Source organism: Methylobacter tundripaludum SV96, assembly GCF_000190755.2.
In the GTDB taxonomy this organism is placed as follows: Bacteria; Pseudomonadota; Gammaproteobacteria; order Methylococcales; family Methylomonadaceae; genus Methylobacter_A; species Methylobacter_A tundripaludum.
Map to the genome: position 1 here is coordinate 1275679 of NZ_JH109153.1, position 14182 is coordinate 1289860.

Sequence of the window (14182 nt, forward strand, 5' to 3'; positions counted from 1 at the left end):
TAGCGCCTATCGTCGTAGAAGACGTGTTGGCATCATGGCTGGCGTTAGTATAGCGCATTCCGGCTGTTGCGTAAGTTAAGGCATATCCACACTCCTTTCGAAATTGTTTATAACGACTTTGCCGCCCGACATCACAAGATCGGGATATTCCAGTATTTTGAAAGAATGAACAGGGTCGCCTTGCACCGCAATCATATCGGCCGGTGCGCCGGGTTGCAGGGTACCCAGCAGCGGACTATTTAAATACCGGCCTGATTTCGATGTCGCGCTACGCAAAGCCTCAATCGGCTGCATGTTCGCCAGGTGCATCATAGCCATAAGCTCCTGCGCATCAATGCCCCAGGGAATGTCGGGGTGCGCAATTTCAGCACCGTATAACAACTCCCCGCCCAATGCCGCAAAAGCGCGGGCATTGCGAGCGGCCCCGGTACACTTGGATAAGGTATCCAGCGTGGTGATTGTTTTTACCTGTTGCGATACCGCTTTTTTCAGCAACGCCTCGGGAATCATGTCGCAAGGCACATGCGCCCATTCATCAATGCCTGCATCAATGGCGATCTTTGCGCCTTTTGCCTCGCCGATATGCGCCGTCACTTTGCGTCCCTGTTGATGGGCTTCATCGACTATCGCCTTGACGATATGTTCGGACAATAGCGGCCATGGCTTTTTTGAGTGGGAAGTCTTGCGATGGGGACCGCTATCAGCATGATGATGACTCGACCACGGCGCGCCCGCTTCGCCGCCCGGCTCCAACGCGACCTTAATCACGACCGCGCCGCCGTTAATAAGCGTGCGGACAGCCTTCCGCGCTTGCTGTTCGGTGGCAACGGCTATGGCGATATTTTCAGCCCCTAATTCCGGAATCGGGTAACCGCCGGGCGCGGTAATAATCGGCCCGGAGGTCAGTACACGCAAGCTGCCGTCGCCGCCATAAGGCGGGTGCAATGGCCCGCCTACATCCCGAATCGTAGTGATGCCGTGCTTTAGAACGGTATCGGCCGGAATATGTTGAAAGGCCAGATGGGCATGTAATTCGATGAAACCCGGCAGCAAGGTTGCATCGCCCAAATCAATGACTTTTGCCGCACCGGACTTGAATGCTTCGCGGGCGTCGATTTGGGCAATAAGCCCGCCGATCACCAATACCGACGTATTGGTCCTCATATTATTGCCGTCGAAAACGCGCGCGGCATGAATAAGGACAGGTGTTTGCCCGGTTTCCTGGGCGATAATCGGGAATGAGGCAAAGGCTGTTAAGGTTAAAAACAATAAAAGTTTGATGAGGGAGTGTGTTTTCATTATCACGCGGTTTTGCATTTCATGTCCTTTTAAACGGAGCCTGCGTTATTCAATCAAGTGTTAGTAATATTCGGCTTTGGATGAATAAAGTTTGTTTTGCTTTATTCCCGTTTGCGGCGCAGCGCGCTCATCTTTATACACAAATGCTCAAGTACACCTCGTTCCCACGTGCTACGTGGGAACGCAGTGCTGGACGCGCTACGTCCCGTATACGCAGACGTTGCCCATGACTCGCGGCGCAGCGCGCCTTGACTGCATTCCCACGCGGCGCGTGGGAACGAGAAACAACGACCAAGTTAATACGTGATTTCTATGCCGCCATAGAAAGACAGCGGTGCGCCTGCGTTTAACATCGCATCGGTTGCTGTTGCGGCGTTCATAATATTGGTATTGGCAACGTATTTGGTGTCGAGCAGGTTCCGGCCTTCGAGAAACACCTTGTAATGATCATTGGACCAGCCGGTACGCATACCCAGCAGGCCGTAAGCATCAATCTTATAGGTATTCGCGTAGTCTCCCCAACGCTTACCGACCACATCGAAAGTAGGCCCCATAAAAAAGCCGCTCGCATGGTGATAGATCGCCTCGCCTTTTAAGAAATACTTGGGCGCTGCCGGTAACGCATTGTTAGCGTAATTGCGGTCATTATCAAAATTGAAATGATTGATGGTGTAGGTCAGCATGGGTTTGATGGTATGCGTACCCTTGCCATCCAGGGCAAAACTGCCGCCGATTAAACCCTCAATGCCTGCGTGAATGGTATTGTCAAAATTCGCCGCCTTGGCAGAACCGCCGGGAGGCGTAGTAGATAGAATCTCGTTATTAAGCCATGAATAATACAGCGACAAATCCCAGTTCACCGTGTTTAAGTTGCCGAGTTTTTGAGTGCCGCGCGTGCCTATTTCGACAGAGGTGCCTTCCATCGCCTTCAGATTAGTGGTGTTTAAACCGGCGGTGATGTTATCCGATATGTTGTAGTTAGTCGGCGGCGCGTACAAACGGCTGACATTGCCGTACAGGCTGGAGCTCTTGGTCAGGTTATACATCAAGCCTAAACTGGGATTAATGCCGCTATAGTCATTGCTGGGGTTGCCGCCTTGAGAATACACATTGAAGTTGGCGTCCTGAGGAATCGGCAACCTTGCATTATTGACTTCACGGTGTGCAAACACGCCTTGCAACGCGGGTGTCAGCGTCCATTTATCGGTAATATGCCAGTGATCCTGGGCAAAAATTTCGACATTATCGGCTTCCTTGGTGATTTGATTGGTCATAGGCCCACGCATGCCGCCGACATTCGTGTAGTTGCCGCCTTTATCCGAGTTGGTGCCGTAATTCACGCCCAGCAATAATTCATGGCTGTCCAAGCGCAGGTTGTAGCGGGCGGAGGTGCCCCAGTCCTGTTGGACCGAATCGACCAGCAGACTAAACCTGTCTGCCGTATCGCCGGGAAAAAAATGTACCGTATCTACGATCGGATGATAAAGATGCTGGTTTTCGAAAGAAAAACCGACATCGAACGAACTTTTGTCGTCAATCGTCCAGGTTGTTTTGTTGGCAACGCGCTCGGTCTCGGTATTCAGCTGATAATTGCCGCCGATAGCCTGAGTGCTGGCCTGATAGGGGTTGGCGTCGAATTGCGCCCGAGTCAACTGCCCCGGCAACTGTTGGTTATTTTTAATGTAGCTGACAAAGGTACGGTTAACGACGGAATCGGAGATTTGCCAGCCGAAGTTGCTGTAAAGACCAAAGCGATCCTGCTTGTTGTGGTCGCGATAGCCGTCCCATTCTTTGCCTTCGAGAGTCAATAAGCCGTCGAAGCTGTCATTGAAAACCTTGCTGACCGTTCCGCGACCGAGAAATTGGCCGAAACTGCCGCCGCTGAGTGAGAGCCGCGCGGTAGGACTGTCATGGGCGGTGGGCGAGGTAAAATCGATGGCGCCGCCCAAGGCGCTGGCGCCGTACTTGAACGCATTGCCGCCGCGGGCAACCGTTGCGAAACTGGAGGCCAGCGGATCGATCATGCGGTTGTGGTTGTTGCCGTCAGCGGCTGTGACCGGCATGCCGTCTTGCAGAAACTTAACGCCGCTCCCGGCAAAATTATTGGCGTCCAGATTCGAACCTCGACCGGTAATAAACACTTCATCGTTGCCGCTTTGGCTGGTCGCCCAAACGCCGGGCACGTAGCGGAAAAAATCCGCTACGCTGGATACGTTACGGTCATGCAACTCATTGATATTAACCAAGCTGACGCCGCCCGGCGAAAGAGCGACTTCTGCGCTTGCCGTTTCAAGTTTCCGGTCGCTTTTTTCCGTCACTTCCATTGTTTTAAGTTCGACGGGGGATACCGCTTCGGTCGTTTTTTTCCCTGCTTTAACCGTTTTCGGCTGCTCTTGCGCCATCGCTGCACTGCCGGCATTAACCAGTAAAAAGGAAATAAACAGGGGGCTGCTGAGCTGTAAAAGCGTAACAGGCCGATTGGAGCGTATGAATTTCATGATAATTCCAACGTAGTAAGGAAACACGCCTCAGTATTGGCTGAGATTTTTTTATTCGACAGTCAAAGCAACACTTGGCTTTGACTCGAATACGGTGCGGAGATACTACCCAATACCGACAGCGATTTCCTCGCGCATTCGTATGGCAAAAGGAGTATTTCTTATGCCAAAAGTAGGATTGCGCGATATGACCCGGTTTCTTCAATTGAGTGTGTGATATGCCGCACTTTTACGCCGGAATGTTTTTCATCACCTCCGATAATAGCCGTTAACGCCATGAAAATAATGCGCTAACGAGTCAAGGCGCGGTTTGTGCTTAATAATCTGGATATCTTATAGTCACAAAACCAAACGAGTCATGATGGAAACCAAGCAAGCAACGGCAAGACGGTGGCGCATCAGCAGCGACGAACTGCAATTTCACCAGCAAAAAAACTGCCTGCATCAATCCTTACCGGAAGATTTAGGCGTGGGGCGTTCAGCCATATTTCAGCTTGATCAAGACTTAAGCTATATAGAAACCCGCTACACGCCGTCAAAAGACCTGGCCGTTTTGAGCCGGATAGACTATCAGGAGCCGAGGCTGGTGGTTACGCTAGGCTTAAAAGGGCAATCCCGATTTGCGGAAAAAAACGGCGATGAACTTGTTTTTAACGAGGGCTACACGTCTATAACAACCACCCGGTCAAGCATGGGCGAACGACAATACCAAGCCCATAAGCCGACGATGCAGCTTCGTTTCGCACTGAACAAAAATTGGCTGAACAGATATTTTGGCGAACATAAGACCAACCCGTTGTTTAACAAAAGCGGCATTCAATTATTAAGTTATCGGCCTATCTCTCCACAGGCGATATGCGCTGCGCAACAGTTATTGAACTGCAACGAATCCAGGGAAACCAACCGGATATTCATGCATGGGCAAGTCATGTCGCTGCTCGCTTTCGAATTAAGCCACCTGTGCGAAGACAAGCGTCGAAATTCAGCGGAATTCAATCAAAAAGATGCCGCTATCGCAAAGTCGGCGCGGGATATTTTATTCCGTGAATTCAAGAACCCTCCGTCAGTAGAAGAACTGTCAAAACGGGCGGGAACCAATCAGTTCAAATTAAAAAAGTTATTTCATTACTTTTTTAACAACACGCCTTACGGTTTGCTGTTGGAAATCAGGATGAATAATGCCTATCAATTGCTGGAATCGGGACAGTGTCAGGTGGGTATTGCCGCAGATCGGGTTGGCTACAGTCATGCCAGCAATTTCAGCACTGCGTTTATTAAACATTTTGGGGTTTCACCCAAGGCCATTTCAAAAAAGCACTAAGATAGCCCGCAGCAAACAGCATTATTCACCACGAAGGCACGAACGACTGCATGGATGCAGGAGGTAGAGCAACGCAGGAGCAGTTGCCGAGAACACGGAGTTTTATGTTTTTTCTCCGTGGTAAATCAGGAACAAATGTTTTTTTCATTTTGTTAAAAACTTTCCTGATTGGCAAGACGCTTCAGTCAGAGACAAAATATTCGATATACCAACAGCTAGTTCCAAAAAATGCGACCTGTAGAGACGCGATTTATCGCGTCTGCTCTCCAGTTTGACCCAAAATCCGGAAAAGGCGCAACGATTGGAGACGCGATAAATCGCGTCTCTACGGTTGGTTGGCTGAAGCATCTTGCTAATCAGGTCAACTTCGTTATCTATCCTTCCCGCGACACACCGATGCAGCGTAATTAAAGTTACAATGGCCTAACCCAACACAACAGATGTACCTGAGAAAGCATGAAATTCCTGATTATCGACAATGATGCCGCTGAGCGCTCCCTAACCCTAGAAACATTGCGCAGTGCATTTTCCGAGGCGAATATCGTTGAGGCTAGCAGTCGCGAGGCGTTTGATGAAAAAATTACCGAAGCCGGTTTTGATCTGGCGATTACCGAATATCAGCTCGATTGGACAGACGGATTGACTTTATTTAAGGACATCCAATCTCGCTATGCCTGCCTGCCCGTCATCATGTTGACCGACTCCGGAAACGAGGACATAGCAGCCACTGCGATCAAGATCGGCATGGCCGATTATGTCGTCAAGCGCAATCGTCATTCTTTACCCGACGCAATAAAACAAAGCCTGTTTAAAACAAAAAAAGAGTATTGCAAAAACGACAACAAATTCCAGTTACATGAAAGAAGGGACCCTTTCATTTCCCGATTCACACGGGATTTCGCTTATTTCATACGCATTTCCCCGGAGGGAAAACCGGTATTCGAATGGGTCACGGAACCTTTAAAACGGCTTATCGGTGATGCCGCATTTCAGGGCGAGTCAAACCCGGCTCGCGATTGGGTATTACCGATCCATCCTGACGATATACCGATTATTAAGGATCGATTTAACAAACTACTGACGGGGCGCGAAGATACCAGCGAGTACCGGGGCATTATTAATGGCAGTGAAGTTCGCTATTTTAGCGATCATTCATTGCCGGTTCGTGATCTCATCAATGACAAAGTCACACAAATATACGGCGTCATGCAAGACATCACCGCCCGCCGCAAAGTTGAAGAAAAATTGTATTTGATGCAGCACGCCATTGATTCCAGCAGCAACGGCATTGTCATTACCGATCTGGGGGACGCGGACTATGCCATTATTTATGCCAATAAAGCCTTCTTGCGCATGACGGGATATTCGCTGCAGGAACTGTTAGGCCATAATTGCCGCATTATGCAAAATAACGATAGCGATCAAGAAGATATTCATGAATTACGCGCCGCATTGCAAAGTAAGCGCGATGCCCATGCCATTTTACGTAACTATCGCAAAGACGGCAGTCTGTTCTGGAACGAGATCTATATTTCGCCTATACAGGATCAACAAGGCCGGATTACCCACTACGTCGGCGTGCTGAACGACGTGACTCATCGTGTCGAAATGGAAGACGCGCTAGGTAAAAGCGAGGCAAGGATACGCTCTGTTTTCAATAATGTATCCGACGGCATTATCATTATTGATGAACATGGAATCATCGAGAAACTTAACCCGTCTGCCGAAAAGCTGTTCGGTTATGCTGCCGAGGAATTGATAGATCATAATATTAACAAGCTGATGCCTGAGCCTGACCGGAGTCGGCACGATTCCTATTTAAACAACTATCTGGGTAGCGGCAAAGCTAAAATACTCGACACCCGCCGCGAGGTGAGCGGACTCAGAAAAGACGGCTCCATTTTTCCGATGGAATTGGGTGTTAGTCGGTTCTACGTTGATCAGCATCATTTTTTTATCGGCACGGTGCATGACATAACCGAACGCAAGAAGGCCGAAGCAGCGCTACGGGATTTATCCGGTCACCTGGAGGCGGCCAGGGAAGATGAGAGAACCCGGATCGCACGGGAAATTCATGATGAATTGGGCAGTCTCCTAACCGCGCAGAAAATGGATTTAAGCTGGTTGCAGAAACAGATACCGGCAGACTTGTCCTTATGCCATGAAAAAATTGCGGTGATGAATCTGCATTTAAACGATGGCATTGGTTCGGTCAGAAAAATCATTGCCGACCTTAGACCGAGTATTCTGGATCATCTCGGCTTGTTAGCGGCCATCGACTGGAAGCTTGACGAGTTTAGACGGCAAAACGGCATTCAATGCGCTTTGACGGTGCAGGAAAATGATGTCGTCATGGACGAAGGCCGGGACATCGCAGTGTTCCGAATTATGCAGGAAGCATTAACCAATATTGCTCAACATTCCGGAGCAAGCCACGTAACGCTTGATGTTGAAACAGGTGCAAACACCCTGATGATGAAAATAACCGACAACGGCCGCGGCATGACTAAAGCGCAGATGCACAAATCCGGTAAATACGGCATTCTGGGCATGCATGAGCGCGCCCGTCATTTCGGCGGCGAAGTCATCATCGTCAGTAATCCGGACAAAGGCACCTCACTGGTATTGAACATGCATTTAAAGTCATCCGAAAGCGACGGTTGCCATGATTAAAGTATTAATTGTTGACGATCATGCCATCGTCAGACGGGGACTGAAGCAAATCCTCGCCGACATTCCCGATATGGAGGTGTTCGGTGAAGCCGCTTCGGGCGATGAAGCTTTAAGGTTTATCCGCGACCAGGGCTGGAATATCATGCTGCTCGACATCGCCATGCCGGGTAAAAATGTGATGGAATTGATTAAGCTGGCGAAGCATCAATCTCCGCACCTCCCTATCCTGATCCTGAGCATGTATCCGGAAGATCAGTATGCGATCAGGATGCTGCGCGCCGGTGCTGACGGCTATCTCACCAAAGAAAGTGCGCCCGAGCAATTGGTGGAGGCGATTCGGAAAGTCGCCAAGGGAGGAAAATACATCAGCCCGGCGATGACCGAAAAACTGATCGCGGAATTGAATCCGAACCAGGAAATACCGTTGCATAACACGCTGACCGATCGCGAGTTCCAGGTTTTTTGCGGCATTTGCGCCGGTAAAAGCATTACCGACCTTGCCCAACAGATGACGCTCAGCATCAAGACCATCAGTACCTACCGAACCCGCCTCATGAAAAAAATGAACATGTCCAAAAACGCCGAAATTATCCATTACGCATTTAAGAATGATTTACTTAAATAATTGATGTTACACACATCCAACGAAAATCAGCCGTAGAGCATGGCATCCGCGTTCTATTATCAAACCAGCTTTTTGTGGCTTTCATGGACAATTCGTAACATCAGTATTTAAGTTCCATCTATTGAATTGCGACAAATTTAATCGGCCAGATACGTAGGAATAATCCTACACAATAGCTCTTGTAAGTCTTATGAATTTGGAAGCGGTTGGCTGATTCCTAACGGCCTCTATTTAGCCCATAATGCCCATTTTTAATATGAGACGAGTAATTTATAGCTTACACTGTTGAAACTTGACTAAGTTAGCAGGCAGTGTTATCAGATGATTACATCGTGAATAAACGCTTTTCAGCACTGCTTTTTTAACAAGACGAGCAAAATGGGGTATATATGACCTGCTTTAAATGTGTCGTATCCCCCAGTGACATCAAATCCCACCCTGTTCTAATTTACGGGCATATTCAAAACCAGCTTTACCCCTGATAATGATTAACCTTAATACATTGATTATAAATGATAAATTAATTAATAACGCCAGTCTTATAATTTTCGGTTCGGGACATACTTTTTATTAGAGGCACCGCGCATGCGCATTAATCGACTGTCTCCCCGGAATCGCCTGCTTTCAAGAATCAGCGGTAGCAATTATTTCGGCCAGTTACTTAATAAGTCGCTAAATCCGGAAATTAATAATCGACAACCAATAAAATCATTATGTGTATTTGTCTGTGTTTTGATGTTTCCAAGTCAGAATTAAAAAAGGCCATTAGAGAAGGTCACGATTCAATAGAAAAGCTGTCTGAGCATATACAGGTTGGCAGTCATTGCGGGGGCTGTATTGGGCATGTCGAGGAAATTTTAGAGAAGAAAAACCGTAGTTTCTTGTGGCCATTACAAACAATGTAATCGGCGCCAGGCAACGTTGAAAAATCTCCAACTAATGTTTTACAGGCTGTTGCGCCCGTAAAAATATTGTCATATCGGTTACTTGCCGCGATGTCTGTTAATTCAGGTACAGCGATGCCGATCGATAGCGACAAATCGCTTAAAATCAGAAGATTTGGATCAAAATGAGAGATAACAATAATAATATAACGAACGTATCAGTTCGTGAGGTGACGTTTAAATGAAAGTAAATATGCCGGTAACTAATCAAGAAATCCCAATGAAAAAAGGGGGGTTGTTGGTTACACGAACCGATTTAAAGGGCGTTATTACTTACGTCAATGACGAGTTTGTCAATATCAGCGGTTATAGCCGCGATGAATTGTTAGGTGCGGAACATAATATTGTCCGCCATCCCGACATGCCTCCAGCCGCTTTTGAAGACTTATGGATGACATTAAAATCACTCAGGCCCTGGAACGGCGTGGTAAAAAACAGAACCAAATCCGGCGATCATTACTGGGTGGATGCGAATGCAATGCCGGTCTTTAAAAACGGCAAGGTTCATGAGTATCTTTCTGTCCGTCGCGCGCCAAGCCGGGAAAAGATTGAAAAGGCAGAACAGTTATACCAGCAGCTTAATGCCAAGACGGCCACAATCAGACCGACCGGTTTGGCGGCAATGGTTAAATCAATCAAGGAAATGGATGTCTGGAAAAAAATGGCAGTGGCGCTGGCCGTGCTGTTGGCACCCGTTTTCTACTTGATGTACCAGTTGTTTCTATCGCAGGATTATCTGTTGCTGGCCGGTGTTGCGGCGTCAGTGATGATTGCGTCGCTGATAGGTTTCAACGTCATCAAGAGTTTCACCACGCTTTTAAATAAAACCATCGGCACTTTTTATCGTCTGGCCGAGAAAAGGTTCGGCAATGTACAGGATTTAACCCGGAATGACCTGATCGGTGATTTCCAGCGCGCCTTGTACTCGATGGAAGTCAATTTGAGCCTGGATTTGTCGCAAGCCAGGGAAGATGCTGCAAAAGCCATGCGGATTAATCAGGCGCTGGATAATGTCCAGTCCGGTGTCATGGTGGCCAATACTAATCTTGAAATTATCTATACCAACGATAGCCTTGAACGCATGTTCAAGGCTGCGGAAAATGATTTTCGTCAACACTTACCGAATTTCGACGTCAATAAATTGATGGGCGCAAATATCGACAGTTATCACAAAGATCCCGCGCATCAACGTCGCTTGTTGGAAAACTTAAAGGAGGCTTATAGTTCAGAGCTGGTTATTGGAGGCCAACATGTTAATGTTATTGCCAGCCCTGTTATTAATGATGAAGGCGAGCGCATCGGTTTTGTTGCGGAATGGAGAAATCGAACCCAGGACATTTTAATTGAACAAGAGATTGGGCAATTAGTGCAGGATGTTAAAGCGGGAGATCTGGGCAGCCGCATTAACATGGGCGACAAACAAGGATTTGCCAAGATGTTGTCGTCCGGCATCAATGAATTAACCGATGTCATAGAAAGCGCCTTTAATGATATTAACAGGGTTATGGAAAACATGTCCCAAGGCGATTTAACCAGCACCATTACTAATGACTATCAAGGCGTCTACGCCGAGTGCAAGAACAATATCAACGGCACCATGGCGAAGTTGAGCGAATTTATTATTCAAATCCGGGATGCGGCTGATTTTATAGACAGTTCATCGCAGGAAATGGCCAGCGGCAACAACAACCTTTCCAGTCGTGCCGAACAGCAAGCGGCCAGCCTGGAAGAAACCGCGGCGAGTATGGAACAGCTTGCCAGCACCGTAAGAAATAATGCAGAGCATACCCAACAAGCCAATCAAGTTGTTAATTCGGCAAGTCGCTTAGCGCAAAAAGGCGGCGATGTCGTGAAATCGGCCATCACTGCAATGCAGGAAATTAATGACAGCAGTAATAAAATTGCCGAGATTATTGGCGTGATTGATGAAATTGCCTTCCAAACCAATCTGCTGGCGTTGAATGCGTCCGTAGAAGCGGCCAGGGCGGGAGACCAAGGTCGCGGCTTCTCTGTTGTTGCAACCGAAGTACGTAACCTGGCTCAGCGAAGCGCCAATGCCGCTAAACAAAGTAATGACCTGATTCAGAACAGCGTACAAAAAGTGCGTGCGGGAACAGCGTTTGTCAATGAAACAGGCGCGGCGCTAACTGAAATTGTGAATAGTGTCGCCCAAGTAGGAGAAATTGTTTCCCAAATTGCAAGCGCCAGCGCCGAGCAAACGGCGGGCATTGACCAGGTCAATCAGGCGGTTTCTCAAATGGATGATATTACTCAACAAAATGCAGCCTTGGCGGAACAGGCGGCAGCGGGCAGCATTGCTATGAGTGAGCAGTCTACAAGTATGTCCAAGCTACTCAATTTCTTTAAAGTGAGTTCGAAGGGTAATTCCGCCCCCGTTAAAACAAGCGTGCGAAGTAAAGCGCCTGCAACGCCCAAAGTCGCGCCAAAGCCTATGAAAACCGCTTCGTATAGCAAGCCCAAAAACGATGATACCGAGTGGGAAGAGTTTTGATCTGAGGCATAAGCCCCTTATCAAATGAGTTCCGGCGCTGTCCATTGGCATTGGATGGCGCCGATGATTGTTTCAGCGCCGTAAGTCCTCCGCCACAGCTCCCCTGCCCCAACAGCACTCGCCAAAAGGCTGAGGCCATTCTCCAGATATATCGACGCCCTGACTTGCAACATTCTCCCTCCCCGGCGATATAAATATCAAAGGATAACCGGCCGCTATAGCCTATTCAACCAACGTGTATTGTTAATTCCAAGTCGCTGCCGAAAATATATTTTTCATATATTTATCAATAAAGTGTGAAGCACTTCTCTTTTTTTAATCATGAGCGGAAATATTCATGTCATCATGAAGAAATATCCTCGTAACAAAAGCCCTTTATTCTGCTGTTAACCTTAACATGCATAGGGGCTCTATCAGATGCCGGATCTACGCAAAGAAATAATTAATATCCTTGACGGCAAACTATTAACGCCGCATTTCCAACCTATCGTTTCCTTGGCTCAAAAGAAGATCATGGGCTACGAAGCGCTAATTCGCGGCCCATCCGATAGTCCGCTGCATAGTCCGTTTAATTTATTCACTACCGCCGAACGATTTGATTTAAGCACGAGACTGGAATTCCTTTGCCGGGAGATAACCATACAACGCTACGCCGATCTGGACATCAAAGAAAAACTGTTTATTAACGCCAGCCCTTTGGTGCTGCTGCAACCGGAATTTAAAAAGGGCGAAACCCTCAGGCTACTCGACCACTACGGCGTTAATCCCCGTTCTGTCATCATTGAATTAACCGAGCACAAGCCGGGCGATAACTACGAGATTATGCGCGCCTCGGCCAAACACTACCGCGGCATGGGTTTTGAGATTGCCCTCGACGATTTGGGAGCCGGTTATTCAGGGTTAAGACTTTGGGCGGAATTGCTGCCGGAATACGTAAAAGTTGACAAACACTTTATCCACGGCCTCCATAACGACCCGGTCAATCTTAATTTTGTTCGCTCAATTCAAAGCATGGCGGCCTCTCTCAATTGCAACGTCATCGCGGAAGGCATCGAAACGGAAGAAGAATTCAAGGCCATAGAAAAACTCGGCATTACGCATGCCCAAGGCTATTTTTTTGCCAGGCCGACGACTATTCCCGCAGAGAAAATCGACAATTCAATATTTACTACCGAGCACACTAAGGATTACAAAACGGTTCCATTTAATAACGCCACAACGGCGATTGATATTATCAGGGACATCACGCCTATTTCGGCAAAAACCCTCATCAGCGACGTGATGAATCTGTTTCATCACAACGGCGAACTCACCATGCTGCCGTTGGTTGACGACAATATAGCGTCCGGCATTATTTTTCGCGACAAGTTCCTGACCAAACTGTTCTCCAGCCGATACGGCATCGACCTGCATGGAAAAAACCCGATAAAAACCTTTATCGAAAATACACCGTTATGTATCGATGAAAACATGCCGATCGATTTAGTCAGTAAGCAACTGACCTCGTTAATGACCAATGACCCGGCTTTTATCATTACTCATAACGAGGCGTATCTGGGCGTAGGCACCTTGCTGGATTTACTCGCCGAATTTACCCGCCAGCAAATCGATAACGCCAAACACGCCAACCCCCTGACGCTATTGCCGGGCAGCGTTCCGATCAATACCCGGATCAATCAATTACTGGCCAACAAAATACCGTTCAGTTTCGGCTACTTCGATCTTGACAACTTCAAGCCCTTTAATGATGTTTACAGCTACGATGCCGGCGATGACATTATCAAAGTCGTTGCCAACACGCTGACCAAGTATATTCCGGCAGAGAGCGGTGTGGTCGGACATATAGGCGGCGATGATTTTATTGTGATTTTTACCTGCAATGACTGGTTAGTGCGCTGCGAAAACATACTGGAGGCCTTTAAAAACACCGTCCCGGCTTATTACAGCGACAACGATATAAAGTCCGGCGGCATTCATACTGAAAACAGGGCCGGAGAGAAATGCTTTTTCCCCTTGGTCAGCCTGTCCATCGGACTGGTAGACCCCGTATCAACCGGTCGGTGCCAGTCTCATGTCGATATAGCCGACTTGGCATCCGAGGCGAAAAAAATGGCCAAAAAAACCACCGGCAACAGTTTATTCATTAACCAGCGAATGAGTGCAAAAAGCCCAGAAAAATCTCAATCCGTAGTACATAAATCAACAGCCAAACTGCATGCCGTTAATTAAGCCTGGCTTTAAATTAACCCACTCTACAGAGGTTCAAAATGCTAGCTTCAAAGCCCTCATACTGCTTAGGTGCGCTCTCGT

Annotated in this window: 8 protein-coding genes; 6 read left to right on the forward strand and 2 right to left on the reverse strand. The window is 47.8% G+C overall.

Annotated features, from left to right (window positions below):
- Positions 1-75 precede the first annotated feature (75 nt).
- Both METTU_RS18525 and METTU_RS18530 read right to left on the reverse strand, forming a co-directional pair.
- Complete coding sequence (locus tag METTU_RS18525; RefSeq protein WP_217182925.1) at positions 76-1299, reverse strand: amidohydrolase family protein; 1224 nt, start codon at positions 1297-1299, stop codon at positions 76-78.
- 296 nt (positions 1300-1595) lie between these two features.
- The gene (locus METTU_RS18530) at positions 1596-3797 is read right to left on the reverse strand and encodes a TonB-dependent receptor family protein (protein WP_006893481.1); all 2202 of its coding nucleotides are present in this window, start codon (positions 3795-3797) and stop codon (positions 1596-1598) included.
- Positions 3798-4155: 358 nt separating this feature from the next.
- On the opposite strand from METTU_RS18530, the gene METTU_RS18535 reads away from it, so the two are divergent.
- The 6 genes from METTU_RS18535 to METTU_RS18555 all read left to right on the forward strand — a co-directional run bounded on the left by METTU_RS18535 (position 4156) and on the right by METTU_RS18555 (position 14101).
- Positions 4156-5118: a helix-turn-helix transcriptional regulator gene (locus METTU_RS18535; protein ID WP_150107892.1), complete on the forward strand. Its 963-nt coding sequence runs from the start codon at positions 4156-4158 to the stop codon at positions 5116-5118.
- A gap of 456 nt (positions 5119-5574) precedes the next feature.
- Positions 5575-7791, forward strand: coding sequence for a PAS domain S-box protein (locus tag METTU_RS18540; RefSeq protein WP_006893485.1), 2217 nt, complete (start codon positions 5575-5577; stop codon positions 7789-7791).
- Positions 7784-8416 (forward strand): response regulator, encoded by a 633-nt coding sequence (locus METTU_RS18545; protein WP_006893486.1) that lies wholly within the window; start codon positions 7784-7786, stop codon positions 8414-8416. The genes METTU_RS18540 and METTU_RS18545 overlap by 8 nt, the downstream gene beginning before the upstream one ends.
- A 713-nt stretch (positions 8417-9129) precedes the next feature.
- Positions 9130-9321, forward strand: a complete 192-nt coding sequence (locus METTU_RS22760; protein ID WP_006893487.1) for a (2Fe-2S)-binding protein — start codon at positions 9130-9132, stop codon at positions 9319-9321.
- A gap of 220 nt (positions 9322-9541) precedes the next feature.
- Entirely contained in the window at positions 9542-11872 is a 2331-nt protein-coding gene (locus tag METTU_RS18550) for a methyl-accepting chemotaxis protein (RefSeq protein WP_006893488.1), read from the forward strand.
- Positions 11873-12289: 417 nt separating this feature from the next.
- Positions 12290-14101, forward strand: coding sequence for a GGDEF domain-containing protein (locus METTU_RS18555; protein ID WP_006893490.1), 1812 nt, complete (start codon positions 12290-12292; stop codon positions 14099-14101).
- The last annotated feature ends 81 nt before the right edge of the window (positions 14102-14182 follow it).

What these genes read in the sequence shown, in the direction of transcription:
- METTU_RS18540 (WP_006893485.1), top strand. Translation starts at nt 5,575, where the DNA reads ATGAAATTCCTGATTATCGACAATGATGCCGCTGAGCGCTCCCTAACC.
- METTU_RS18555 (WP_006893490.1), top strand. Translation starts at nt 12,290, where the DNA reads ATGCCGGATCTACGCAAAGAAATAATTAATATCCTTGACGGCAAACTA.
- METTU_RS18535 (WP_150107892.1), top strand. Translation starts at nt 4,156, where the DNA reads ATGATGGAAACCAAGCAAGCAACGGCAAGACGGTGGCGCATCAGCAGC.
- METTU_RS18530 (WP_006893481.1), bottom strand. Translation starts at nt 3,797, where the DNA reads ATGAAATTCATACGCTCCAATCGGCCTGTTACGCTTTTACAGCTCAGC.
- METTU_RS18525 (WP_217182925.1), bottom strand. Translation starts at nt 1,299, where the DNA reads ATGAAAACACACTCCCTCATCAAACTTTTATTGTTTTTAACCTTAACA.
- METTU_RS18545 (WP_006893486.1), top strand. Translation starts at nt 7,784, where the DNA reads ATGATTAAAGTATTAATTGTTGACGATCATGCCATCGTCAGACGGGGA.
- METTU_RS22760 (WP_006893487.1), top strand. Translation starts at nt 9,130, where the DNA reads ATGTGTATTTGTCTGTGTTTTGATGTTTCCAAGTCAGAATTAAAAAAG.
- METTU_RS18550 (WP_006893488.1), top strand. Translation starts at nt 9,542, where the DNA reads ATGAAAGTAAATATGCCGGTAACTAATCAAGAAATCCCAATGAAAAAA.